Source organism: Bradyrhizobium sp. LjRoot220 (assembly GCF_964252915.1).
GTDB lineage: Bacteria > Pseudomonadota > Alphaproteobacteria > Rhizobiales > Xanthobacteraceae > Bradyrhizobium.
The window spans coordinates 493,675-517,983 of record NZ_CAXUPS020000002.1 but is presented as its reverse complement, the minus strand read 5'-3'; the positions used below and the strand labels follow the sequence as shown (position 1 = coordinate 517,983).

Genomic DNA, 24,309 nt, shown 5'->3' with positions numbered 1-24,309 from the left:
CTGGTGAATCTGGTTTATCCCGCAAGGAATGCTGCGGCGTTCCTGTTTGCCTCGCGGGCGCGCCGATATTCAAGAATGCGTGCGGTCTCATGGGCGACTTGTTCGCCGATCAGGTCGCCCAGGATATGAAGTGTCGTATCGATGCAGAGCGACACGCCGCCTCCGGTCACAACGGCGCCCGTATCGACGATCGGCGCTTCGCGAACATCGATCCGTGGATACATGTCGCGCATTCGCACGAGTGGCGAAACCTCAGGCGGGACAACGGATCTTTTGGTCGTGGCCGCCGCATCATCGAGAACGCCACTCGCCGCCAGGATCATGGCGCCTGTGCATACCGACCCTACCTTGCTCGACGCATGGATACGTCGGATGTACTCAAGCGTTGCGGAGGATCGCGACTGATCCTCCCAGCCCGGACCGCCTGTCACGATGACGATGTTGCAGACCGGCGCGTCCACTATTCCGAACTGCGCGACGACGTCGAGCCCGTTCGACAATCGGACGATCCCCGCCTTTGGCGCGATGGTGCAGATTTCAATCTGCGGAACTATTCGGCGCGCCATGGAAAGCACGCCGAAAGTTGCAAGATCGATCGGCTCAACACCGTCGTAGATGAATATTCCGAACAGCATGTTGAACCAATCCTGTTTCAGCCGATAAGTGCGTCGTCCTTGGTTTCCCGGGCGGCAAGCGCAGCCCACAATGTGATGAGCGCAATTCCGATCATCATGACCGAGACGCCCGCCGTTCCACCGAAGTACCCGACGAGTGCCGTTGCGATGATCGGCGAGAAGCCGCCGCCAATCGCTGCCGCGACCTGGAATCCGAACGAAGCGCCGCTATAGCGCACGCGTGGACCAAACAATTCGGGGAAATAGGTCGACTCCAATCCGAACATCATGCCGTGGCCGAAATTCATCGCAATGATGATCGCGGCTGTCACCATGGCAACGCTTTTGGTCTCCAGCATCCAGAACAGGGGAAATGCGAAGGCCATGGTGAAGATTGCACCCAATATGAAGAGTGGGCGACGGCCGATCTTGTCCGACAGCCAGCCAAACATCGGCAACGTGACCAATTCGAACAGCGCCGCGTACATGACGGAATCGAGCAACAATTGCTTGGGCAGGGCCAGCTTCGTGGTCGCGTACACGACGACGAATACCGTCAGCATGTAGACCCAGGAGACTTCCGACAGCTTCAGTCCCACGGCGATCAGGAAGGTCTTGAAGTTCTTGCCGACGACTTCGGCAACCGGATTTTTTGAGAACGAGTCAGTCGCTTTCATTCGCTCGAAGACGGGCGTCTCCGGGATCCTGGATCGAATGAATGTGCCGAGGGCCAGCAGGACGATGCTGGCAAGGAACGGAATACGCCAGCCCCAGGACTGAAAATCAGCTTCGGGAAGCTTCGTCGCCAGCGCAAAGACCAATGTTGCAAGCACCAATCCGATCGGAAATCCGATCTGGACGAAGCTGCCGTAGAATCCGCGTTTATCGGCTGGGGAGTGCTCAATAACCATCAGGGAAGCACCGCCCCACTCGCCGCCAAGGCCAATGCCCTGGACGATGCGCAGCAGAATGAGAAGGATTGGAGCAAGCACGCCGATGGATGCGTAGTTTGGCAGCAGGCCGATGCAGAACGTACTCAGCCCCATGATGAACATGGTCAGCACCAGCATCGATTTGCGTCCGAGGCGATCGCCGAAATGCCCGAACAACGCGCCGCCGAGCGGACGCGCCAGAAAACCCACAGCATAGGTGCCCAGCGCCGCCAATGTCCCCGCCAGCGGATCGATGGTCGGAAAGAATGCCTTGTTGAATACGAGCGCCGCCGCGGTCGCATAAATCAGGAAATCATACCACTCGATGATGGTGCCGACGCTGCTCGCAAACACGATCGATCGCATTTTCGAGCCGGCCGTTCGCGTGTCAGATATGGTTGCAGCTATGCTCATTTCCAACTCCTGGTTAAAAGCCAGAGGAATAATTCCTCTATAGAGGACGCTTTTCCAGTATGGTGGATGCAAGCGGTGTGCCGGGAATTTTGGAGAGAACCAGCCGGATTTTGCTCCTGTGGCCGCGCCAATGATCAGTTTGATGCGAGAATGCACAAAAATTCTGCATAATAGCCGTCAAAATCAGATCCGGGTCCGGGAGCAGCCGCAACGGCCCTGGCGAAGAATATCGTCGGTTTCGGCAAGGGCGCGGCTCCCCCTACCGCGAAAGACCGCGGCCTGTCGCCGACCTCATAATGGAATAATTTCTAATGCAGTAGATTTTTATCGCACTTTCGAGGTGTCGATCACCAGAAAATATTCGCACTGGGTCTTACCCAGGTTCAAGAATGAGTGGTCGGCGTCTGCTTGGAAATACAGGGAATCTCCCTGGTTCAGCGTCACGTGCTGATCGCCGATCGTTACGCGGATGCGTCCGCGCAGAACGTAAATGTATTCCTCAACGCCTCGGCGATGAGCAACGAAGTTCCCGGTTTCGGCATCCGGCGGCAGCGTGTTGAGAACCCAATCGATGCCGCGCCCCGGCAGCACCGGTGAAATGCATCTGCGTAGAAAGCCGGATTCATCGTCTCGCAGAACCGGCTGGCGCGCGGCCGGTATATGAACGATCTCACGTTCAACCGCCGGGGCCATCAACTGCGAAAACGTGACGCCCAACGCTTCCGCGAGCTTTGATAGAATCACGGTCGAAGGGATCGTCTCACAGCGCTCAATCTTGGATATCATTGAACGGCTCACACCGGATGCGTCAGCAAGCATCTCGAGTGAGAAATGGTTCTTTTTGCGAAAATGACGAATCTCGTCGGCCAAAACCGAAAGCTGAGAATTGTCTGGCAAATTTTCAGTACTCAAAGCCGTGAATCCCTTGCGCTTGCCGCAGCCCCTTTTAATGGGCTTTTGCTGCGGCGGACAAGTCGGCTTAGTTGGTCTGTCCTACGGCTAGCGGTCACACACGCGCTCACCGCGCCACCACCTCGACCTCGCCGTCAACGCCGTTCACCACATTGAACGCGCGCTCGAACACCTTGCCTTCGTTCTTGGCGATGGCGCGGTATTCGCCTTCGGACAGCACGACGCGGGGAAACGCGCCGATCGATTCCTTGATGACGTCGCCGCCCGGGGTGATCACCGACCAGGCGGTGTTGGCCAGCGCCTCGCCGCCCTTGTCGCTGACCAGCTTCAGCATGATCACCGCGGCGCGATGGGTGACGATCACGTCGGTCAGCTTGCCGGCCTGCACGCGGATGTCGGAGCGCACCACGGAATTGGCGTCGCCGTAATTGGAGATGATGTAATAGGTGCCCTCCGGCAGCAGCGCGACATCGCCGGCGGCGACGTTGGGCACCAGCGAGGTCCGCTCCGCGCCGTCGAACTGGCTGCCCTTGTAGATCGCGAACGAAATCTGGTTCGGCGGAATCTTGCTGGTGCCGACGCGGCCCTCGATGCGCAGGCCGCCGGCCGGAAGCACGAACGACTCGCGATCGGTCTCCGACTTCAGGCTCACCGCCCGCACCGCGCTGACGAGGCCGAACGCGACGTGCACGACATAATTGCCCGGCGGCAGCACGATGTTCGGCGTCGCGCCGCGCTCCTCGCGGATCAGCTTGAACGTGCCGTTATCGTCGGGCTTGTCCGCGAACACCCGCCACACCAGCCCGTTATTGATGACCGGCAAGTCCTTGCCGTAGCGCGCCGTCAATGACAGCACCGCCTGGCCGGCCGTCGCGGCGCCCGGCGGCGGCACCACCGGCGGGACGGTGGTGACCGACGGCTGCGCGATGGTTGGCTGCGTCAGGGTTGGCGGCAGGGTGAGAATTGCGCCTGGCGGCGCCAGGTTCATCGCCGGACCCGAGGGCGCATCGGGAATGTTGGACGGCGGCACCGGTGGCGGGCGATCGGAGAACATCTGGGCCGAAACCGCACCCGGAACCAGCAACGCCGGCGCAAGCAGAAGCGACCGGAAAAGTCGCCATGCGCCCCCGTTCATGCCGCTGCCATTGCCTCGCCAAGTCATGGCCATGCTTTTCACCGAAAACGCGGCAAATTCAAGCCTGCAAAGCGGGCCCAAGGCTTGGGAAGGCTTGGGAAGGCTTGGGAAGGCTTGGGAAGGCTTGGGCGGGCTAGGAACCCGTGTCGAAACCCAGTGTTGATCCAGCGGTCGTGGTCCAGTCATAATCCCCGCCTAGGCCGCTTTGGCCGGGCATAAACCATGCATAGCGAATTCGTGAGGAATTCTTTGGGGGCAGGAATTCCTGGGGGCGATTCTGGCGTGGCTGAGCCGCGGCGAATAGGCTTTGAGCCGCAGGAGAGTTCTTGGTGTTGGATAATTGGATGGGCCGCGGCCAAAAGGGCTCCGACGGCCACGACGAGGTGGGGCTCGGCAGTATCCGGAGGCCCGTGATCGGGCTGGCGCTTGGCGGCGGCGCCGCGCGCGGCTTCGCCCATATCGGCATCATCAAAACGCTGCTCGCGCACGGCATCATGCCCAATGTCGTGGTGGGGACCTCGATCGGCGCGGTGGTCGGCGGCGCCTACGCCTCCGGAAATCTCGATAAACTGGAGCTATGGGCGCGCAGCCTGCAGCCGCGAAATATCTTCGGCTATCTCGATATCCGCCTCAACGGCTCCGGCCTGATCGGCGGCGCCAAGCTCGCCGCCGGGCTCGAGGCGACGGTCGGCCAGACCCTGATCGAGGACCTGGCGGTGAAATTCGCCACCGTCGCCACCGAAGTGCGCACCGGCCACGAGATCTGGCTGACCCATGGCCGCATGGTGGACGCGATGCGCGCCTCCTATGCGCTGCCCGGGATATTTTCACCGGTTCTGATCGGCGACCGCTGGCTGGTCGATGGCGCGCTGGTCAATCCGGTTCCGGTGTCGGCGGCGCGTGCCTTCGGCGCCGAAATCGTCATCGCCGCCAACCTGTCCAGCGACGTCTTCACCCACTCGACGACGATCTATTCCCACGGTCCGTCCGCTGACGTTTCGGTTGCGGTCGTACCGGAGGTTCTCCCCGAACCCGCAGCCCCGCGGCGCGGCCTCGGCAAGTTCTTCTCCGCCGAGCGCACCATGAAGCGCGAGTTCTTCGGCGGGCCCGGCAGACCGGGTATTTCCACCGTCATGGTCGACGCCTTCAACATCATGCAGGACCGCATCACCCGCGCGCGGCTGGCCGGCGATCCGCCGGATCTTTTGATTTCACCCCGTGTCGGCAAGATCGGCTGGTTCGATTTTCACCGCGCCGACGATCTGATCGCCTATGGCGAGCGCGCGGCCGAGCGTGCGATCGATTCCATCCAGGAAGCGATCCATATTCTGGCGCCGCAAGCCAGCGATGCCGGCGCCGCCGCCGACAGGGCCGGACAAGACAAGAAATAGGAACTCAGGCGGTCTTGATGTAGTCGCGCAGCGCTTCCTGCTCGGCTTCATATTCGTGGAGACGGCGCTTGACGATGTCGCCGATCGAGATCAGGCCGACCACCTTGCCGTCCTCGACGACGGGCAAATGCCTGAACTTGCCCAGCGTCATCATTTCCATGATGCCGCTGACCGTGTCGGACTCCCGGCAGCTGACGACCTTGCGCGTCATCACGGCGCTGACCGGCTCATCGAGCACCCTGGCGCCGCGCTCGCCGAGCACGCGGACGATGTCACGCTCCGACAGGATGCCTTCGAGGTGTCCCTGGTCCATGACCAGCACAGCGCCGATCTTGCGCTCGCCAAGGAGCTTGATCGCGGCCGAGAGCTTGGCGTCCGGTTCGACGCTCAGGATGTGATGGCCTTTGGAATCGAGAATTGCACGTACCGTCATTGTCGTCTCCCTGAATCGGTGCGCGCCCCCTTTAGGGGCTCGACGTGTTCGCGAGTCTTCAATCAACAGTTCCGCGCCGAACTCGCTTCGAGAGCCTTCGTTCAAGCGCGGTCAACCAGCGCGCTGTCCTGCATGGCAACGGCTTTGTCTTGTGTCACGAGATGTCAGGATGATGAATGAAATCGCGGTGCGCCGCAAGCGACGATCAGACGCGATCGGCCTCGTCGGGCGACGACGCATCTGCAGCATAAGGCGCCGCCCGCGGCACCGGATCGAACAGCGAAAACAGCATCAGGCCGGCGAGGAATCCGCCGATATGCGCCTGCCAGGCCACGCTGCCGCCGTCGGCGCCGATCGCAATCGCTCCGAGGCCGAAGACGATGTTGATGCCGAACCAGACGCCGAGAAAGCCCAGCACGCGGGTGTCGCGAAACGCCTGTCCAAGCGACAGCGCCGGAACCTTCGCCGCGGCATCGGCGTCGCCGCGGCTGAACGAGAGAAAGCTTCCCTTCACGAAGGCGAAGCGGATGGCGGCCGCCATGGCGCCGGACACCGAGGCCGAAGCGCCGATCATCGGTGCGATCGCGTGTTCATGGGTGAGAAGGTGGGCGAGCGCGCCCGCCGCGGCCGTCACGATCATGAACACGTAAAGCCTCAACGCGCCGAACCGGCGCGCCAGCGCGCTGCCGAACGGCAACAGCCACAGCACATTGAAGCCGAGATGGGTGAGGTTGGCGTGCAGCAACGAATAGGTGACGAAGGTCCACACCTTGGCGCCCGCGCCGCCGGGAAAATCGATGTTGAGCAGCGTCGAATCATAGCGCTTCGGAATGAAGCCGAAGACGTCGATGGTCCAGTTCTCGAGTTCCGGCGACAGCAGCACCCGCAGGTGAATGAGCGCGATCAGCGCGATATAGGCCGTCACCGCCCCGGGCAGGGTCAGGATCGGCTCGCGCGGATCGTCCGGCGGGGCTTCAAGCGGGGTTTCGGACTGGGATTCCAAGGGCCAGGGACCTTAAGAGACCTTTAGAGACGGCTTTCGGGAATAATCGACCCAGATAGGCGGCTTTGCCAGCGCGGTGCAAGTACACAAATGCGCGGGGTGCATACTCGTGTCCCGGACCCGGAGCAGCGCCTCTTGGCGATGCACCGCAGAGCTCAGATGCGCAATTGCGCATCGGGGGACCCACCGGCATTGGCAGAGCTTTTCGATCTTGCGAGACTGTGTCCAGCCTATGCCCACATCCGGTAAACCTGCATGGACACGCCCTTTTTCGTTCATATCCTCGCGAGTAAGAGGAACGGAACGCTCTACGTCGGCGTCACCAACAATCTCCCCCGCCGCATCGCCGAATGGCATCGATTTGCTGGTCTATTTCGAAGCGTACGATTCCATTTTTGAAGCTCGCGCGAGAGAACACGCGATGAAGCGCTGGCGCCGTGCCCGGAAGATCGAGTTGATCGAGAAGCTTAATCCGGACTGGCGGGATCTGGCGGATCAACTCAATTCGTAGCGCCGTGCGCTGCTGGCGAGGGGTCCATCCACATGTCGAGATGGGTCCCGGCTCTGCGGTGCACCGCGAAGGCGCGCTGCGCCGCGTCCGGGACACGAGATTGGAGACCAAAGAATAAAGGGAGGATGCTGAGAACATCCTCCCTCATCTTGTCGATCTTTTCGCGCCCCTGGAGCCAGGGATACACATCCCCACCCCTCCCCGCGCGATGACCAAACTGTTTGACGCCACCTGTGTACCAAGCGAGCCGGTAACTTGGAGATAAGCCGGCCGGGTCCGATGCGTTCCACTCTAAGCAGACCGCGCCGGGATCGCCAATCTCATAGTTAATTTAACGTTAACAACGCAAAGCCGCCACGGAGGCGGCCGAACGGCGTCCACGGCATGGACGCTGCAAAGCCTGTCCTGCACAACAAACAAGGGACAGCGCGTGCGCAAAATCGGGACAGAGGTGTCCCGTCAAGCCACGGGCAGGGCAAGGCCAACGAATGAAACATCCATCGAGCCGCCAGTTTTTCGCCTATTGGGACGCAAAACGCGGCCACGCGCGGGCTCCTGACCGCAGCGAGATCGAACCCGGCGCGGTGCGCGAACTGCTCGGCGATATCTTCGTGCTGGGTTACGAAAACGAGAGCGGTTTTCCGTTCCGCGTCGCCGGAACGCGCGTCTGCGCCCTGCTCGGCCGCGATGTAAAGGACACCAGCTTCTCGGCCTTGTTCGCGCCCGAGAGCCGCCGCGAAATCGAAGACGTCGTGACTTACGTCGCCGAAGAAATGCTGGCGGCGATCGCCGGCGTCACCGCGACCTCGGCAGACGGCAGAACCGCGCACCTCGAATTGCTGCTGCTGCCGTTCAACAACCGCGCGCACGCGCCGATCAGCCTCACCGGCCTGCTGGCGCCGTTCGAAGGTGACCTTGGCGCACTGCGCGATTTCAAATTGACGTCGTGGCGCTATTTGCACCGGCCGGAGAAACTGGTGCCCCGCGCCTTGCGCAAGCTCGCCCTCGCGCGCGGCTTTATGGTCTACGAAGGAATTACCGGCCGCTGAATCGCGCGGCGCGCTTTTCAAGAAACGCGTTGCGTCCCTCGATCGCATCGGCACTGTTGCGGATGTCGGCCTGCATCTCGATTTCGCGCCGGAACTGATCGGCATAGCTGGTGTGTTCGCTCTCCTCGATCAGACGACGCGTCGCAACCAGCGCCCGCGTCGGACCGTTGGCAAGCTTGCGCGCCAGTGCCAGCGCGCCGTCGCGAAGCGCCGCGTCATCGAACACTTCCCGGACCAGTCCCCATTCTTTTGCAAGCTCTGCCGACAGCGGCTCATTCGTCATCATCAGCTCGAGCGCACGTTGCCGGCCGACCAGGCGCGGCAGCAGCCAGGTCGAGCCCAGATCCGGCACCAGCGCGATCCGGCTGAACACCTGAATGAAGCTTGCCGAGCGCGCCGCGACAATCACATCTCCCGCCATCGCGAGGCTGAAGCCGCCGCCGGCCGCGACGCCATTGACCGCCACCACGACCGGCACCTTGCATTCGCGCAGCGCGGCGAACGTCGGCCAGTAGTACCGCATCACCCCGTCGACAATGTCGTCGCCGAGGACTGCCGCGGCCTTGAGGTTCTGGCCGGAACAGAAGCCGCGGCCGGCACCGGTCAGGACCAGCGCCCGCACCCCGGAGTCCTCGGTCATCTCGCCAATGGCGAGGGCGAGGTCGCCCAGGAGATCGGGCGTCATCGCATTCAGCGTCGCAGGCTCATCCAGCGTCAGCACGCCAACGGCATCGTCGCGTTCCCGCTTCACTCCCGGCATCGCACTCCTCCCCATTGTTCGGCCGGGCCCGGCCGGACGCGGCATTAATCAAGATGGTACCGAAACAACGCACTGACAAACAATCGCTTTCGGCGCTCTTGCCGAAAACCGCCGTTACCGGGATACTGGCCGGATTGGACGTGAGCGATGTTTGAGATCGGTATTTTCTGCGTCATTTTGCTGGCGGTTTGCTATTGGGCAGTCCTGTGGTTGATGGGACGGCGCGAGGATGTTTTGCACGGCGAGTTCGTTGAAGCCGGCGCGCCGACCGAAGAGCCCGCTCGATCAGTGTTTCCGGAGCGGCCGGTGTTTCCTGCGCGACCGGTTCGCTCCGCTCCCGCTGAACCGCCCGCACAGACCGTCACCCGCGAAGAGCCCGTGATCCTCGCAGAGCCCGTGATCCCTCAACAGCCCGTTCACGTCTCCATTCCGGAGCAACCTGCCTTCAGGCAGGAACGGCTGGAGTCGCTGCTGAACTCGATCAAGCAGGATCTCAATCAGCTGGTTCAGAAGTAGCCGCAACCAAGCGGCGCTGAGGCCGGCGTTCGGCGGGACCTGCGCCAGGGTCGATCATGCGCCCGCGCCCCGCCGCACTGTTCTGAAATCAACGATATTGGAACCCGTATACCCATCAGCAGGCAGACACGCCCGGGTTTTGGCTCGACGCTGCATGTCGAGTGATTCGACGGAGTTGCAACCAAAGCGCGAGAAAGCCGACAACTCTGGGGGGCCTGCTATGACGCGCATTCTGGTCGTCGACGACGATCCGATGATCCGTGCCGCGATTTGCACGTGGTTGGAGGACAGGGATTTCGACGTCGTCGTCGCGGACGGCGCGGCGACCGGACTGAGCGCCCTGGAGCAGGCGGCGTTCGATGTGATGATCGTCGATATCTTCATGCCGCATATGAACGGCTTTGAATCGGTCCGTTTGTTTCATCAACGTGCGCCGGTCGTTCCGCTGATCGCCATTTCCGGTTACGTCTTCGCTGAAAACCGCTCCCCCGCACCGGACTTCCTGAGCATGGCGCTGGAACTCGGCGCATCTCGCTGTCTGCGCAAACCCTTCACGCCAACGGCATTGCTCACCGTGATCCATTCCTGCCTCTCGGAGAACAGGGCTCACCTGGAAAATGTTGCAAGATACTCGTAGCAGTCCGACGCCGGGACCGGCAGGAATCGATGCGACGTTGCTTCGGGCCGTGGTGGACACGGCGGTCGACGGATTGATTCTGATCGACGCCCGCGGCAACGTGTTGATGTTCAACCCGGCCTGCGAGAGATTGTTCGGCTACGACGCCAGCGAGGTGATCGGCCAGAACGTCAAGGTGCTGATGCCGCCGCCGTACCGCGACGAGCACGACCGCTACCTCGACAATTTCCACCAGAGCGGCATACGCAAGATCATCGGCATCGGCCGCCAGGTGCTCGGCCGGCGCAAGGACGGTTCGACGTTCCCGATGGATCTCGCGGTCGGCGAGGCAAAGCAGGATGGAGAATCGTACTTCGTCGGCATCATTCACGACCTGACCGAACGCGAACGGGTCGGCAAAGCGCTGCGCGAGGGCGCGGCGCGGCTCAAGGCGGTGGTCGAGACCGCCGTGGACGGCGTCATCCTGATCGACGAGCACGGCTGCGTGTTGATGTTCAACCCGGCATGCGAACGGCTCTTCAAATATCAGGCGGACGAGGTCGTCGGCCAGAACGTCAAGATGCTGATGCCGCCGCCATATCGCTCGGAGCATGACGGCTATCTCGATAATTTTCACAAGACGCGGGTGCGTAAGATCATCGGGATCGGCCGCGAGGTGACGGGCCAGCGCAGCGATGGTTCAACCTTCCCAATGGACCTGTCGGTCGGCGAGGCCAAGCAGGACGGCGCCGCCATCTTTGTCGGCATCATCCACGACCTGACCGAGCGCAAGAAAACCGAAGAACAACTCGTGCAGGCGCAGAAGATGGAGATGGTGGGACAGCTCTCCGGCGGCATCGCTCACGACTTCAACAACCTGTTGACGGTCATCGTCGGCAATTCGGAATGTCTCAGCGACGAGCTCAAGCCGAGGCCGGATTTGCAACAGCTTGCCGAGGACATCGGCCGGGCCGGCGAGCGGGGCGCGGAGTTGACGCAGCGGCTGCTGGCGTTCAGCCGCCGCCAGACCCTCCGCCCGGTCGAGATCGACTGCAACAATCTGCTCGATTCCATGCACAAGCTGCTGCGGCGGACGATGCGCGAAGACATCGAGATCAGGATCGATTTCGACCTCGAGGTTGCTCCGGCCTTCGCCGATCCCGCCCAGCTCGAGTCGGCCATCCTCAACCTTGCGCTCAACGCCCAGGACGCCATGGCCGGCGGCGGACGCCTCACCCTGACGACGGCCGGCGCCTCGCTCGATGACCAGTACCAGAAGCTGCACCCGGAGGTCAGGCCTGGAGAATATGTTCTGATCGCCATCACAGATACCGGCTCGGGCATGTCCCGGGAGGTGCTGGAGCGGGTCTTCGAACCGTTCTTCACCACCAAGGAAGTCGGAAAGGGCTCAGGATTGGGCCTCAGCATGGTCTACGGTTTCGCGAAGCAGTCGAACGGGCATGTTTCGATCTACAGCGAACCCGGGCTCGGCACGACGGTGCGAATGTACTTGCCGGTACAGCAAGGCCGCATACCGCGAAAGCCGTCTCGAGATCGGGCTGATGCAGGTCAGACGATGGCGGGCGGCACCGAGACGGTGCTCGTGGTCGAGGACGACGTCTTTGTCCGGACCTTTGCGGTGAGGTGTTTGACGAGTCTCGGCTACACCGTGATCGCCGCGGTGGACGGCAACGACGCGCTGCAAAAGCTCGGCACGGATATTCATGTCGATGTTCTCTTTACCGATGTGGTGATGCCCGGCGGCATCAATGGCTGGGAGCTGGCCGATCAGGCGAAGCGGACGCGGCCCGGACTGCCGGTGGTTCTGACCTCGGGTTATGCCCTGGAGACCCTGATCAAACATGGCCGGGCCAACGGCGAATCCCTGGTCCTTACCAAACCCTATCGAAAGGCCGGACTCGCGCTCCGCGTGCGCGACGCGCTGGGGAAGCCGACCGGGATTTAACCGGCATCGCGGCGCCGCAGAGCGCGGACACGCTTGTTTTCGCGCAATTGCAGCCATGCGCAAGCTTGCGGCCGACCGGATCGCGCCAGCTTGTCACTGCCAGTGCCCACACTTGATGCAACCGCCGATAACGCATCGTTAACCCTGTCGGCCTTAGGGTCTTCCTGACGCCGAAGGACCGGACGTCGGGTGGCGAAGAATGTCGTTTGCGCAAAAAAAATCATCCACTGTCCCGGTCGCCCAGGAGCGACGGCGCTTCCAGCGCGTGAAGGTTCATCTGCTCGGCCGTTACATGCTGCCGGACCGGCGCGAATTTCCTTGCCAGATCATCAATATGTCGCCGGGCGGATTGGCCCTGCTGGCGCCCGGCATCGGCAATGTCGGCGACCGCGTGATCGCCTACCTCGACCATATCGGCCGGGTCGAGGGCAAGATCACCCGCATCATCGACAACGGTTTTGCCATGACGGTGGGGGCGACCGCGCGCAAACGCGACAAGCTCGCCGCCCAGCTCACCTGGCTGGCCAACCGCGATATCCTCAATCTGCCGGAAGACCGCCGCCACGACCGTATCGTGCCGCGCAACCCGATCGCGCTGCTCACGCTCGAGGACGGCAGCAAGATGACCTGCCGGATCATCGACCTCTCGGCGTCCGGTGCGGCGATTGCCGCGGAAAACCGCCCGCCGCTGAAATCGCTGGTGATGCTGGGCAAGGTGCAGTCCCGGGTGGTGCGAAACCTCGAAGAAGGCTTCGCGCTCGAGTTCGTCCACGAGCAGATTGCCGAGAACCTCGAAGACGCGGTTAGCGCGCGGTAAAGCGCCAACCGGCCAAAATCCCTGATTTATCGACCTCGAAAGGCGGTATCCGCGTTGCCGGATGCCGCCTTCGTGCGCTCTGGCGTCCGCCAAACCAGGTTAACGCCGGCAATTTTTGCAACCAGAAGTGCCGCTGCGGCAGGCCCTGGCGCGTTAATGCGTAAAATTTGAATCAATTGCAGTTGTCTCAAATTTTAGTCGAACTTTATTCAAGTATAGATCGAATTCGCCTCGCCTTTTACTTGTATTCGTATCGAATGTACTTGGCGTACTTAGCGGCGGCGCAAAACCTTTGTGCGAAACATGGTCCCAACAAGAAACGGGGGCCACAATGTTGTTCAGGGGACAGGGGAAGGGATTGGCGGTTGCCGCCATCCTGCTGGGGATGAGCGTCTCGGCGAAAGCGGGCGACGCACACTATGCCAGCCTTGGCGATACCACGCGTTCGCCGATCGGCTGGGTCGATTTCTGCGCCGAAAATCCCGGCGACTGCCGCGGCGGCACATCGCAGCCGCGGGACATCGTGCTCTCGCAGACGGCATGGCGCGATTTGCTGAAGGTCAACAAGTGGGTGAACGAGACGATCAAGCCGATCACCGACATGGATCATTGGGGTGTGATCGAGAAATGGTCCCTGCCCGCTGACGGTTACGGCGACTGCGAGGACTATGTGCTGCTGAAGCGCAAGATGCTGATCGACGCCGGCTGGCCGCGCGAAGCTCTGCTGATCACGGTGGTACGCGACAAGAAGGGCGAAGGCCACGCCGTGCTCACGGTCAAGACCGACAAGGGCGAATACGTGCTCGACAACCAGAACGAAAACGTCCTCGCCTGGACCGAGACCGGCTACCGCTTCGTCAAGCGTCAGTCGCAGAGCGACCCCAATCTGTGGGTCTCGCTCGGCGATAACCGCCCCGCGGTCGCTACCGCCAGCTCTCGCGATCGCTAACGAAAAGGAATTTTACGAACCCGCGACCCGGTCACATCCCCACCCCTCCCCGTCCCAGACCGGTTCGCGCGCGGCCAGCCATCCCCCAATGGCTGGCCGCAACTTTTTTGGGAACTAACGCCGGCTCTACGCCCGTTGCGATTTAGCAGGCGTCTCACGCGCAAGCGCCGCGCTATTCCGCAGCATGACGCCTCCGGCAACGCCAACGCCGATGACGTACAACCACCCCTCCGCGAAGTCGAACAGGTGGGAATTGAACAGCGAACTCGTCACGTTCTGGGTAACGACCACTGCGCCGATCCAGGCCGCAAGCCCGGCGCGCGCCATGAACAGGCGAAAATGGGCAATCCACATCGCAAACAGAACCACACATCCCAGCACTCCCCACTGGATTGCGACATAGAGGGTCTGGTTGTGGGGATTGGCGATCTTGTCCGCCCATGCGCCCTGTTTGCCGATCGCGGCGGCGCCGAACAATTGCCGCGCCGATCCGGTTCCGTGACCGACGACCGGCGCCTCCCGGATCCAGTCGATCGACTGCGACCAATAGGCAAGCCGCTGTCCGGTTGAAGTCGGCCGGTTGGTTTCGCGATACTCCCGATACTCGACCGCAACGTGCTCGATCCTGTTTCGAAGATAAGGCGATGAGATCCAGATGGCCGGGATCGCCGCCGCCAACCCGAACAGCACCAGCAGTGCCGCACGCCGCTCAAAGAAACATATCGCAAACGCGACCGCGATGACGCCGAGATAAACCAGCGATGTGCGCGCCAGCGCGACGAAAAGCACGTTCGCCAGAAATGCCGCGGCAAGTGCTGCGAGCATCGCCGCAACGAGCACTCTTTGCTCCCGGAACGCGTATATCGACGCGGCTGCCAGCCCAAAGCAGCAAAGCACGAATTCCTGGTTTTGATCGATCGTGTTCCTGACGGGTACGCCGGTGGTGTCAAATCCGTGGGCCCTGGTGAACTGCCACTCCGGCGCGACAAAGATGATCCATGAGTACGCAAGCAACAGCGTGCATGAAACCAGAAACGCCTTGCCGACCCAGTCGGCGCGCTTCGATCGGGCAAAGTGATAAAGCAGGAACGGCAGCACCAGAAATTTTGCAGCCGGCGCCACGCCCTGCCATCTGTTCAGCCAGGGCCCGTCGGCCCACAACGTTCCTGCCACGGCCAACGCCACCAGGGCGACGGACGCCAGCGCCGCCGGAGTCCGCAGCACCCTGCCAAATTGCACCGGCTCAATCGTCGGCAGCAGTACGACAAACCACATCAACAAGAACACGCTGACGGCCGTCGTCGACCACGGAATCGATGCGGCAATCAGCAAAGGGTAGACATCGACCCAAATTGCCCAAAAGCGCGATCCGGTGGCCGCCCGGAACAGCTCGTTTGCGCGCGCTGCGCCAGACGCGGGGATCACGGGCATCGCGACACGCATGAGTCCGCCGGCTGCGTGGCCGGTGATCGGGCTCGCTGCGTCACGCCGGCGACGACCCCGATCCATGCGAACAAAGCCGCCTCGCGGCTAAGACGGCCATGCGCCAGGCAAAGCAGAACGACGAATATCAGGCAGCAAAATACGAACCTGCTCGCACCATCGCGCTTCGCCGCCCGCGTAATCGACCACAGGCTCGTCGCAAGCAGCGCACTGAAAAGAATTCCGCCCAGCCATCCGAATTCGACCAACGCCTGCAGCGCCGAATTGTGAACCTGGTGCCCCTTCATGCATGACACCCTCATGAAAGCATCCAGGCCATGCCCGAACAGCCCGGCGCCCGGCAGCATAAACGCCATGTCGCGCAGCAGAACCTTCCTTATCGCGATGGAATTGTCCACATTGACGTTCGCGTCGGAGGAGCAACTCGGCGCAAGGTTTTGCGGACCAAGCGGTTGGGCTTGCTGTGGCACGGCCTGTTGCGCCGGCTGTCCCGCAGGTTCGAGCTGCGGCCCTGCCCCCTGGTTTGCTTTTTGCGCCGGTGCTCCGGCCGGAGGTGCTGCCACCGGAGCGGTCTGGTCACCGCCAATCGCGTAAGTCGCATACCGCGCGATGTGCTCCGAGCGGGATGACAATCCGGCGGCGATACTCAGAACGATGGCGGCGATGACGATCAGGATGTTGTTTCGCCGCCACGTGCCGCTCGAAACCACGGCAACCATGAGCGTTGCAACGAGTGCGACAAACATGAAGCGGACAAAAGATGCCGCAAAGACGGCAAGCGGGATCATCAGCAGAAGCGACAGCATCAACGTCCTGAAGGCGGTCAGCTGTCGCATCATCAGGACGGCAAAAATCAGGTAGCTCAGCGATTGAAGGAAGTAGATCGGAGCAGCATCAAAGCCGAGAATGATCGGCTTGCTGCGAAATCCGTTCCATTGCTCGACCAGCGTCCCCAGCGTCACCGCCGCGCCGATCAATACCAAGACCGACAGGACACCGACGAAGGCATCGCTGCCGCGGGTCAAGTCGCCTGGACGGATGAAGCGGCAGGCGGGATAGGCCGACAGCGCGAGTATCAGCAGTACGAATTCCTTCGGCTCCGCCGTCATTCCATTGCTGAGGACGGAGCCGACGACCACAGCCACGAACGCTGCGAACAGGTAGTCCAGCGCCGATATTGCGAAGTCACGCCGGACGGTCGAACACCAGACCAGCACGGTGGTGAGAGAAAGAAACAGGCCGGTGAAAAGCCCGTGGCCGGGCAACCCGGCAAGGCCGAACAACAGCACGATCGCCGAGTGCGGCGTGATAAACGTCGCAAATACGGCGCCGAAAATCGCCTCCCGGCCGCGCGTCAGCGATCCCAGCAAATCCGACACGTTGCCTCAAACTACCTTGCGGTCAAAGGCCTACCGGCTAGCATCGCGGCCGTCCGGGGCGCAAGAGGGGTACATCCTTGCCGCCGCAACACGCCACCGACAGTCCGGTTGCTTGACACGGAGCTATCGTTTCGCAGCCTCATACATCCGCATCGGAAGCGCGTTTCGCGCCAGGAGGTCCTCGCGGGCCTGTTCGCATAACCACAGTACCGGCCGAACCGCAAAGCCCACGCTTTCGAGCCGGTCGGGCAAATCCGCGCCGTATTGCCTGACGTGCCAGTCATGGCTTTCGTCGAACACCATCCATTCGGCGGTTTGCGGCCGATGCACGGCCTGCGGGACCGACATATTGAGGATGCCACCGGGTCGCAGGATGCGGTGAAATTCCTTCATTGCGGCGATGTCGTCGAGGATATGCTCGAGAACGCGGTGGCAAAGAATCGTGTCGAAGCTGCCATCAGGTAACGGGATTTGCGTGACGTCGGCCGCCACGTCACTGGCTTCGTCGGGAACGCCATCGAGGACCACATAGCGGCAGACGGTCGGCAGCCAGGCGCGTGTTTCCGGCTCCGGCGCAATATGCAGGACGTCCTTGCCGGTCACGAGCGAAGGATGATTTTCGAAATAATACAGCAAGGAAGCGCCACGCGAGGGCGCCGATCCCCATTTTTCCGTGACGATTTTCGCGCCGTAAGCCCGCTCATAGGCTTCGGTTTGCCGGACCAGTTCAACTACCGAGTCCGGATCCGACTTCAGGCGCTGCGCCCGATCAGCCACGCCATCAGCCAGGTTGGCGCGCGCAATGATGACGTCAATCCTGTCGGATTGATCCGGTAGCGATTTCCGGAGCCGGGCCGCCAAGGTGCGCAAATGGGCACCGCGAGACTCCTGCCGGATCAATGGCAAATAGCCATTGTAAAAATCCAGAATTGCGGCGGCATTTTCCGGCGTGATGGACAGTCCGAACGATTGCAGTTCGGGAATGCGCGCTGCAAGCGCCAGCGCGTGGCGGTATTCAAGTTTGGGCGCTTCGGGCAATGGCTTGGCCGGCGCCGGGGCCGGGGCCGGCAGTTCCTCCGTCGGCGCCGGCTGTTGCGTGGCACGCCTGACGTAGCGGGCGGCCCGCCAAACAATCGGCGGCGTGACCTCGCGAAGCAGGTTCTTCGTCACGATCTTCAGGGACTGCCTCGGTTGCGCCGGCGCGGCCGGAGCGACAGGTGCATCCCTGCTCTCTGGGGTAGCCCAGATCGTTGTTGTTCTGGCGGGGCCAACCGGCGGGGTGACGGGCCGCAATGTCGATTTAAGAGTTTCGGTCATTGCCGGTATTTACACGCACGTCCGCACAGCGAACACCCCCGCAAACCAGAGAATTGCCGTTCCGCGAAGGGCTGGCGCCGTCCAAATCGGCTCGGCAGAGACGCTGCTGGCCGACGCCACGCGACTGGCAGCCGCCGCCGGATCGGCCGACGTCGCAGTGAGCCTCGAAATCTGGCCGCACATGATCCACGCGTGGCCGCTCCGGAATGAGAGATTGGAAGACGGCTGCCGCGCGCTGGCGAAGGCGGGGCAATTTGTCCGCGCGCATCCGCGTGAGCCGCCGTAGAGCGTGTGGGCGGGTCGTGAGGCCATTCAAGGCCATTTTCCAGCACAAAAGCCCGTAATTATTGATGTTTTACCCGGAATCCCGCCTCGATCTGGCGAATCCCGGGTTTCGGCGCTGCCAAGCCTGTGGTAATCGGAGACATTGAAATGACGTCCGGATTTGCAGTCTCATGATCGAACTCGCCCCCCGGAATACCAGTGCCATCGCGCGTATCGGTGGTCAGCCGATCGCGATCGCCGCCATCGCCTTCGTCGTGGTTGTGCTCGGCATCGGCTCCATCACGCTGTGGCGCGCCTATACCGGCACCGCGCCCGAAACCGACCGTGTCGTTGCCGTCAGGCAATTGCAGGCGCGCACCGCGCAGGCGTCCGAACAGCTGGTCGAGAAGACCAAGGGCCTCGAAGCCACCCAGCAGGAATCGATCGACCAGCTGCAGGTCGTCCAGGATCAATTGCTGACCGTGCGCCGCCTGCTCGCCGCGCAGCAGGCCGACACCAGAAAGCTCTCCGAACAGGTCGGCACCCTGACGGAATCGATCGACGGCCTGCGGCAATCGTTCGCGAGCGCGCAGGCGTCCGAACCGGCCGCCGCACCCTCGACCCGCAAGCGGTCGGTCAGGAAATCGCAGGCGGTCAAGCCTCGCGCGGCCAAGAGCGCCAAACTCAAGCGCGGCAGGTCGAGCTGAGACTCGCCGCGGACGCGGGCCGTCCCCGTCCACTTACCAGAACAACGGACAAGCCACCTTCGCGATACCGCCAGGTGGTCCGGCCGCCCTTTGCGGTGGCGACCGTGACGTGTCCGAGCTTCCGTCCCTGGACCGGCACGCTCAGCTCCGGCCCTCCTTGCCCGGCGGCAGGCCACCCGGTGGCAGTTTCTCCCCCGCGGGCGATTAAAATCCGCTTCCTGCCAATTTTGTGTTCCGAGTGTGAACTGGTTCACATATGGCCGCGGGAATCCCCGGCATGGTGCAGTTCACCGGATGGCGTGAGCCGATTTCAATATCCGGGGCTGGCAAGGTCGTTGACGGTATATTGCGTCGACGGCCTTGTTTTTTTGCTCTCTTTCTCCCCACCCGGCGTTTTCCGAACCTGAACTCTACCTCGCAGGCAGGTGATTGCGTTTCGCCGGCATTGTTTGCTGAATCCGGGCGCCCCGACGACGCATGGGCGCAGGCGCAGATGCGGGCCTGGTTCAGGAAATACGGCGTGCTGAGCTAATCCGCGTCCGCAAGCAACGGCAGACATCAGGGGCGCGTGCAGCCGCTTGCTATTTCTCGAGGCGTGCTATTTCTCGAGGAAGGTCTTTTCCAGGGGATCGATGCCGCGACGCGGCTTGATCATCCCCTGCTCGATTTCCCAAAACATCCAGATGAAGGCGGCACCCAGGGCGACGACAACGCCCAAGAACACCAACGTCAAAGCCGGGACCGTGAGCATGTCCAACTCCCCTGATGCAAGGCAAGCGGCGTAGCAGCAATTGAAAAACGGTCCCGGTGGTATAACACCGGAACCGCAGGAAATCACCTCGCGAATGCGAACCTGGCAGGATTAGTTTCTGTGCGACCGGTTCGGCGCCGGATCAGCAGCCGCGACAAATACTTTTCAGCTTGCGATCCATCGCCTTGTTCTCCTCTGCAATCGCGGCATCGGTGCTTTGCGAACTCGCCGAACCGGTGGTCGTGCCGGGTGCGGTGTTCAAGCCCGGGCCGGATGACTGAGCCGTCCCGGCGCTGTTGGTTCCTGGCGGAGGCGGTGATGGAAGCCTTGCTGAACTGCCTGCGCCCCCCGGATCGCTGCCGGGATTACTCGGGCCAGCGCCACTTCCCGGACCGGCCGGCGCGCTGCCGGCGCCGCCTGGTCCCGCGCCGACCGCCCCGGCATTGGGCGAGCCGACGGCGCTTCCCGTGCTGCCGCCGGAGGCTCCGCCGGCGCTGCCGCCCGTGCCTTGCGCAGACGATACGACAGGCGAGATCAAAATGGCGATCATGGCGATCGCGGCAGTTGCATGTGCTGTTTTCATCGCAGCCTCCCTTTTCGCTGCTAACCGCAGCGCACAGCGCTTTGTTCCGGAACAAATGCGATTGGGCTGGTTGGACGAAGCATCCCCGGTATGCTGGAGCCGAATACTCTTGCATCAACTGATCGCCTTCGACGACGACACCTTCGACAAGGCGACCCACGCGACCGGATGGCGACAATTCAGGAATCGACCGATGAAGCCTTTGCTGACGTGTTGAAGAAGTACGGCATCCCGATCGATCTCAAGGACGCATTTCGCAAGCGCGCAAGACTTTCCAGCGCTTCGCCAAATCCCGGCTGAAGGAAATCCAGATCAGGACGGCAGCGAGCAGCATGCGCCCTGGGCCGCCGGGCACGAACAGATTGCCGGCGCGGCGAGGCCAACGATTCCGGGGACACCTGACGCTGCATTCAGTCGATCTTCTTCAGGCCGTTTTTGAATCGCGGCCCGTTGATGGCGTAGGACTTCGCCGCGCGTCCCATCGCCGTCGCCTGCTCGGGCGAGAGCGTGCGGATCACGCGCGCCGGCGAGCCGATGATCAGGGAAAGCTCGGGAAATTCCTTGCCCTCGGTGATGACGGATCCGGCGCCGACGACACTGCCGCGGCCGATCTTCGCGCCGTTCATCACGATCGAGCCCATCCCGACCAGCGCGCCGTCCTCGAGCGTACAGCCGTGCAGGATAACGTTATGGCCCACGGTGCAATCCTTGCCGATCGTCAGCGGAAAGCCGGGGTCGGTGTGGCAGGTCGAATTGTCCTGCACGTTGGAGCGTTCGCCGATCTCGATCCACTCATTGTCGCCGCGCAACACCGCACCGAACCACACGCTGGCCGAATTCTTGAGGCGGACCTTGCCGATCACGGTGGCGGTATCCGCGATGAAATAGTTTCCATCCGCGGGAAGCTCAGGCCCCTGCCCGTCAAGTTCGTAGATCGCCATGACGAAAGTCTCCGTTCACGAAGAGCTTGGCATAGAGGCTAGCGCGTGATCAAGCGAAGCGGCCGCCGCGTTCCAGGCGCGCAGGCCGCAAGCAGGCAGACCTCAAGCGAGCAGAAATTAGGCGAGCAGGCCTGCGGCCCGCAGCGTCATCAGGAAAAACGTGCCGGACATCAGACTCCAGAAGCCGGCGAGCACGGTCGCCATCATCACGAATTCGAAGCGGCGGCGCTCGATCTTGGCGCCACGCAGCGTGTTGCGCATGATGATGAAGGGAGCGGCAAAAACCAGGAACGGGACCGCGGCAAGCGTCTTCGGCGCCACGCCTTGCCCAAGCAGTCCGAAGCCGGCGGGCCGCGCCGCCATGGCCTGGTAGCCGCTGGCCAACGCGCCTGCGAGCGCAAAGCCGATGCAAAGGGAAAGCAGGGAATTCAACGCATCGGGCGACATGGAACAGATCCGCTACAGGACAACGCGCCCTGCTTTCGCAAAATCGCGGACCCGCCGCCACAGCATCCTTAAGAAAAGGTTAACAGCCGGCGGCCATGACCCCGTTTGCGCATGGCTCGCGCCGCGCCGGCGTCGGCGAAATCATACGGAAATCCCGCGGCCCGTGGCATATTCGCGGGTGATTCGGCCTCCATTTCGAACTCAACCGACGCTTCGTTCATGACATTGCTTTCGACGGCCCAGCACCTCGCCCGCGATACCCGCAAGGACCCGCGCTCGCACATGATCCTGATCATGGCGGCGGCCACGGTCACTGCCGGTGCGATCGGGCTGGTCGCCTATTTGCTGTGGCCGACCTGGGGCAACGGTGCGGCCAACGCGCCGTCGCGATTGCCGGTCAGCGTCGGAGGCACCTTGTTCAACGTGCCGACGCCGGCGATCCGCCGGAAGATCCAGCGTCACACCGGTCCGCAGGAGCGCGTCGATCTCAGCTTCACGTTCCCGACGCTCGAAGCGCCCGAGTTGCCCCGGCACATCAGCGCCGATACGATCGACGAAAAGGTGCAGCCGATCGACCGGATTTTCCTGTCGATCTCGGCCCACCACGATACGCTGGCGCCCGACGCCCGCGTCCGCACCATCTATCCGCGCTATCTGGAGCCGGCCGCAACAGCGGCCGAAGACGGACTGACGATGCGCGCGTTTCGCGACGGCTCGCCCTACGCCAACGAAGAGCTGTTCACGGCCAACGCACCGGGCCTCAACGCGCGCTGCACGCGCGATGGTGTGACGCCTGGAATGTGCCTGAGCGAGCGCCGTATCGACGGCGCCGACCTGACATTCCGGTTTCCGCGGAGCTGGCTATCGCAATGGCGCGACGTCGCCAATGCGATGAACCGTTTGACAGCGCAATTGCACGGGCCGCAAAAATAGCGGCGCAGACGCGCGTTGCCGTGGTTTCGTAAGGTGGGCAAAGCCACCGGGTCGCGAATGCGCGCCCGATGATAAACTCCGCGTGCCCACCACTCAAGAACAACGGTGTCGATGGATGGTGGGCACGGCGCAAGCGCGCCTTTGCCCACCCTACGGCGTTGGCCGCGTCTCAGCCCTGATCGACCAGGTCTTCCTCGAGGATCGCCATCTGGAACTGGAATGAACGATCGTCGTCTTCGTCGTCGACGAACAGGACGCCGATGAACTCCTCACCGATATAGACCTCGGCGGAATCATCTTTTTTCGGTCGCGGCACCACGCGAATTTTCTGGTTGCCGAACACGCGCTTGAGATAGGTGTCGAGCTTCCTGACTTCCTGAACGTCCACGGCGGTCTCCAATCGGATATTATGAGGTTTCCGGGGAGTTTTAGGCCGAGACGGCGCAGACCGCCAGCCGTATCTTCGCAAGATCGACAGGTCAGAAAGCGATAAGATCAGATCCCGATCGCGCCGAGCATCTGGTCCATGGTGCGCGATGGCTCGGCGCAGCCGGCCTCGCCAACGATCTTGGCCGGAACACCCGCCACGGTGACGTTATGCGGCACCGGCTTGACTACCACCGAGCCGGCGGCGATGCGCGCGCAGTGACCGATCTCGATGTTGCCGAGAATTTTCGCGCCGGCCCCGATCAGCACGCCATGGCGAATCTTGGGATGGCGATCCTCGTTCTCCTTGCCGGTGCCGCCGAGCGTGACACCGTGCAGGATCGAAACGTCGTCCTCGATCACAGCCGTCTCACCGCAGACGAAGCCGGTCGCATGATCGAGGAAGATACCGCGCCCGATGGTCGCCGCCGGGTTGATGTCGGTCTGGAACACCGCGGACGCACGGCTCTGCAGGTAATAGGCGAAATCCTTGCGCCCTCGCTTGTACAGCCAGTAGGCCAGCCGGTGGGTCTGCAGGGCGTGGAAGCCCTTGAAGTAAAGCAAGGGATCGATAAAGCGCGACGTCGCAGGATCGCGGTCATAGACCGCGACCAGATCGGCGCGGAAAGCGTTGCCGAGATCGGGTTCGTCGCGCAGCGCTTCGTCATAGGTCTGGCGGATCAGATCGCCCGACAGCGCCGAATGATCGAGCCGCTCGGCCAGGCGATGGATCACCGAATCTTCCAGCCGCTCGTGATGCAGCACGGTCGAGTAGATAAAGGACGCCAACTCCGGCTCGCGGCGAACGATGTCTTCGGCCTCGTTTCGTACTCGATCCCAGATCGGATCGAGCGCTGCCAGCTTCGAACCCTGCGGACTTACCTGATGCACTGCCATTGGCTTCTCTCGGCTTGTTCTCGCGGCTTGTTTCGCCCCGCATTATAGCACGGCGGACGGATGGCTGTCCCGGCGCAGGCATCGGCAGGGTAAACCCCCTGCCGAACGCCCCCGGGATCGGTTAGGGTTATTTCAAGGTGGTTGGCGATTTCGGTAAATCAAGCCGGTAACGTCCGACTATTGGCGAATTTCAGCCTCCCGGC

26 protein-coding genes and 2 pseudogenes are annotated in these 24,309 nt (G+C 62.3%); 13 read left to right on the top strand and 15 right to left on the bottom strand.

Annotated features, from left to right (window positions below):
* Window positions 1-14 precede the first annotated feature (14 nt).
* From ACSQ84_RS10820 to ACSQ84_RS10805, 4 genes are all read right to left on the bottom strand, one after another.
* A complete protein-coding gene (locus tag ACSQ84_RS10820) occupies window positions 15-635 on the bottom strand; it encodes a DJ-1/PfpI family protein (RefSeq protein WP_436211649.1) in 621 nt (206 codons plus the stop codon).
* Between the two features lie 17 nt (window positions 636-652).
* Window positions 653-1,960: an MFS transporter gene (locus ACSQ84_RS10815; RefSeq protein WP_436211648.1), complete on the bottom strand. Its 1,308-nt coding sequence runs from the start codon at window positions 1,958-1,960 to the stop codon at window positions 653-655.
* Between the two features lie 324 nt (window positions 1,961-2,284).
* Entirely contained in the window at window positions 2,285-2,872 is a 588-nt protein-coding gene (locus ACSQ84_RS10810) for a helix-turn-helix domain-containing protein (protein WP_436211647.1), read from the bottom strand.
* A gap of 106 nt (window positions 2,873-2,978) precedes the next feature.
* Entirely contained in the window at window positions 2,979-4,034 is a 1,056-nt protein-coding gene (locus ACSQ84_RS10805) for a hypothetical protein (RefSeq protein ID WP_436212267.1), read from the bottom strand.
* Between the two features lie 302 nt (window positions 4,035-4,336).
* On the opposite strand from ACSQ84_RS10805, the gene ACSQ84_RS10800 reads away from it, so the two are divergent.
* Entirely contained in the window at window positions 4,337-5,398 is a 1,062-nt protein-coding gene (locus ACSQ84_RS10800) for a patatin-like phospholipase family protein (protein ID WP_436211646.1), read from the top strand.
* Between the two features lie 4 nt (window positions 5,399-5,402).
* Here the strand turns inward: ACSQ84_RS10800 and ACSQ84_RS10795 are convergent, their stop codons facing one another.
* Together ACSQ84_RS10795 and ACSQ84_RS10790 are read right to left on the bottom strand one after the other, a co-directional pair.
* Window positions 5,403-5,831 carry a CBS domain-containing protein gene (locus tag ACSQ84_RS10795; RefSeq protein ID WP_436211645.1) on the bottom strand — a complete coding sequence of 143 codons (429 nt, stop codon included), beginning with the start codon at window positions 5,829-5,831 and terminating at the stop codon, window positions 5,403-5,405.
* 205 nt (window positions 5,832-6,036) lie between these two features.
* Window positions 6,037-6,834, bottom strand: a complete 798-nt coding sequence (locus ACSQ84_RS10790) for a rhomboid family intramembrane serine protease (RefSeq protein WP_436211644.1) — start codon at window positions 6,832-6,834, stop codon at window positions 6,037-6,039.
* 255 nt (window positions 6,835-7,089) lie between these two features.
* On the opposite strand from ACSQ84_RS10790, the pseudogene ACSQ84_RS10785 reads away from it, so the two are divergent.
* A pseudogene (locus ACSQ84_RS10785) lies at window positions 7,090-7,345 on the top strand (GIY-YIG nuclease family protein).
* Between the two features lie 488 nt (window positions 7,346-7,833).
* Window positions 7,834-8,394 carry a PAS domain-containing protein gene (locus ACSQ84_RS10780; protein WP_436211643.1) on the top strand — a complete coding sequence of 187 codons (561 nt, stop codon included), beginning with the start codon at window positions 7,834-7,836 and terminating at the stop codon, window positions 8,392-8,394.
* Here the strand turns inward: ACSQ84_RS10780 and ACSQ84_RS10775 are convergent.
* Window positions 8,381-9,154, bottom strand: a complete 774-nt coding sequence (locus tag ACSQ84_RS10775; protein WP_436211642.1) for an enoyl-CoA hydratase-related protein — start codon at window positions 9,152-9,154, stop codon at window positions 8,381-8,383. The two genes, ACSQ84_RS10780 and ACSQ84_RS10775, sit on opposite strands and share 14 nt — an antisense overlap.
* 147 nt (window positions 9,155-9,301) lie before the next feature.
* On the opposite strand from ACSQ84_RS10775, the gene ACSQ84_RS10770 reads away from it, so the two are divergent.
* The 5 genes from ACSQ84_RS10770 to ACSQ84_RS10750 all read left to right on the top strand — a co-directional run bounded on the left by ACSQ84_RS10770 (window position 9,302) and on the right by ACSQ84_RS10750 (window position 14,018).
* Window positions 9,302-9,670, top strand: a complete 369-nt coding sequence (locus ACSQ84_RS10770) for a hypothetical protein (protein WP_436211641.1) — start codon at window positions 9,302-9,304, stop codon at window positions 9,668-9,670.
* A 220-nt stretch (window positions 9,671-9,890) separates the two neighbouring features.
* On the top strand, window positions 9,891-10,307 hold the full coding sequence (locus tag ACSQ84_RS10765; protein ID WP_436211640.1) for a response regulator: 417 nt from the start codon (window positions 9,891-9,893) through the stop codon (window positions 10,305-10,307).
* Window positions 10,288-12,252: a PAS domain S-box protein gene (locus ACSQ84_RS10760; protein ID WP_436211639.1), complete on the top strand. Its 1,965-nt coding sequence runs from the start codon at window positions 10,288-10,290 to the stop codon at window positions 12,250-12,252. Before ACSQ84_RS10765 ends, ACSQ84_RS10760 begins: the two co-directional genes overlap by 20 nt.
* A 199-nt stretch (window positions 12,253-12,451) precedes the next feature.
* A complete protein-coding gene (locus ACSQ84_RS10755; protein ID WP_436211638.1) occupies window positions 12,452-13,069 on the top strand; it encodes a PilZ domain-containing protein in 618 nt (205 codons plus the stop codon).
* A gap of 331 nt (window positions 13,070-13,400) precedes the next feature.
* A complete protein-coding gene (locus tag ACSQ84_RS10750; protein ID WP_436211637.1) occupies window positions 13,401-14,018 on the top strand; it encodes a transglutaminase-like cysteine peptidase in 618 nt (205 codons plus the stop codon).
* 126 nt (window positions 14,019-14,144) lie between these two features.
* Here the strand turns inward: ACSQ84_RS10750 and ACSQ84_RS10745 are convergent, their stop codons facing one another.
* The 3 genes from ACSQ84_RS10745 to ACSQ84_RS10735 all read right to left on the bottom strand — a co-directional run bounded on the left by ACSQ84_RS10745 (window position 14,145) and on the right by ACSQ84_RS10735 (window position 18,010).
* Window positions 14,145-15,350, bottom strand: coding sequence for an O-antigen ligase family protein (locus ACSQ84_RS10745; protein ID WP_436211636.1), 1,206 nt, complete (start codon window positions 15,348-15,350; stop codon window positions 14,145-14,147).
* 89 nt (window positions 15,351-15,439) lie between these two features.
* Complete coding sequence (locus ACSQ84_RS10740; protein WP_436211635.1) at window positions 15,440-16,840, bottom strand: hypothetical protein; 1,401 nt, start codon at window positions 16,838-16,840, stop codon at window positions 15,440-15,442.
* Window positions 16,841-16,963: 123 nt separating this feature from the next.
* The gene (locus ACSQ84_RS10735) at window positions 16,964-18,010 is read right to left on the bottom strand and encodes a methyltransferase domain-containing protein (RefSeq protein WP_436211634.1); all 1,047 of its coding nucleotides are present in this window, start codon (window positions 18,008-18,010) and stop codon (window positions 16,964-16,966) included.
* Between the two features lie 226 nt (window positions 18,011-18,236).
* On the opposite strand from ACSQ84_RS10735, the pseudogene ACSQ84_RS10730 reads away from it, so the two are divergent.
* From ACSQ84_RS10730 to ACSQ84_RS10720, 3 genes and pseudogenes are all read left to right on the top strand, one after another.
* Window positions 18,237-18,443 (top strand): annotated as a pseudogene (locus ACSQ84_RS10730) (alpha/beta hydrolase); the annotation flags it as partial.
* Window positions 18,444-18,612: 169 nt separating this feature from the next.
* Window positions 18,613-19,128 carry a hypothetical protein gene (locus tag ACSQ84_RS10725; RefSeq protein ID WP_436211633.1) on the top strand — a complete coding sequence of 172 codons (516 nt, stop codon included), beginning with the start codon at window positions 18,613-18,615 and terminating at the stop codon, window positions 19,126-19,128.
* Between the two features lie 277 nt (window positions 19,129-19,405).
* Window positions 19,406-19,660, top strand: coding sequence for a hypothetical protein (locus ACSQ84_RS10720; RefSeq protein ID WP_436211632.1), 255 nt, complete (start codon window positions 19,406-19,408; stop codon window positions 19,658-19,660).
* 66 nt (window positions 19,661-19,726) lie between these two features.
* On the opposite strand, the gene ACSQ84_RS10715 is transcribed toward ACSQ84_RS10720, so the two are convergent.
* Window positions 19,727-19,879: a hypothetical protein gene (locus ACSQ84_RS10715; protein WP_436211631.1), complete on the bottom strand. Its 153-nt coding sequence runs from the start codon at window positions 19,877-19,879 to the stop codon at window positions 19,727-19,729.
* A gap of 539 nt (window positions 19,880-20,418) precedes the next feature.
* On the opposite strand from ACSQ84_RS10715, the gene ACSQ84_RS10710 reads away from it, so the two are divergent.
* Window positions 20,419-20,679 carry a hypothetical protein gene (locus ACSQ84_RS10710; protein ID WP_436211630.1) on the top strand — a complete coding sequence of 87 codons (261 nt, stop codon included), beginning with the start codon at window positions 20,419-20,421 and terminating at the stop codon, window positions 20,677-20,679.
* 193 nt (window positions 20,680-20,872) lie between these two features.
* On the opposite strand, the gene ACSQ84_RS10705 is transcribed toward ACSQ84_RS10710, so the two are convergent.
* Together ACSQ84_RS10705 and ACSQ84_RS10700 are read right to left on the bottom strand one after the other, a co-directional pair.
* Window positions 20,873-21,403: a gamma carbonic anhydrase family protein gene (locus ACSQ84_RS10705; protein WP_436211629.1), complete on the bottom strand. Its 531-nt coding sequence runs from the start codon at window positions 21,401-21,403 to the stop codon at window positions 20,873-20,875.
* 117 nt (window positions 21,404-21,520) lie between these two features.
* Window positions 21,521-21,850 carry a DUF6949 family protein gene (locus ACSQ84_RS10700; protein ID WP_436211628.1) on the bottom strand — a complete coding sequence of 110 codons (330 nt, stop codon included), beginning with the start codon at window positions 21,848-21,850 and terminating at the stop codon, window positions 21,521-21,523.
* A gap of 219 nt (window positions 21,851-22,069) precedes the next feature.
* Here ACSQ84_RS10700 and ACSQ84_RS10695 point away from each other — a divergent pair, with 219 nt between their 5' ends.
* Window positions 22,070-22,783: a hypothetical protein gene (locus ACSQ84_RS10695; RefSeq protein WP_436211627.1), complete on the top strand. Its 714-nt coding sequence runs from the start codon at window positions 22,070-22,072 to the stop codon at window positions 22,781-22,783.
* A gap of 169 nt (window positions 22,784-22,952) precedes the next feature.
* Here the strand turns inward: ACSQ84_RS10695 and ACSQ84_RS10690 are convergent, their stop codons facing one another.
* Together ACSQ84_RS10690 and cysE are read right to left on the bottom strand one after the other, a co-directional pair.
* Window positions 22,953-23,171, bottom strand: coding sequence for a DUF3126 family protein (locus ACSQ84_RS10690; RefSeq protein ID WP_436211626.1), 219 nt, complete (start codon window positions 23,169-23,171; stop codon window positions 22,953-22,955).
* 107 nt (window positions 23,172-23,278) lie between these two features.
* Complete coding sequence (gene cysE, locus ACSQ84_RS10685) at window positions 23,279-24,106, bottom strand: serine O-acetyltransferase (RefSeq protein WP_436211625.1); 828 nt, start codon at window positions 24,104-24,106, stop codon at window positions 23,279-23,281.
* Between the last annotated feature and the right edge of the window lie 203 nt (window positions 24,107-24,309).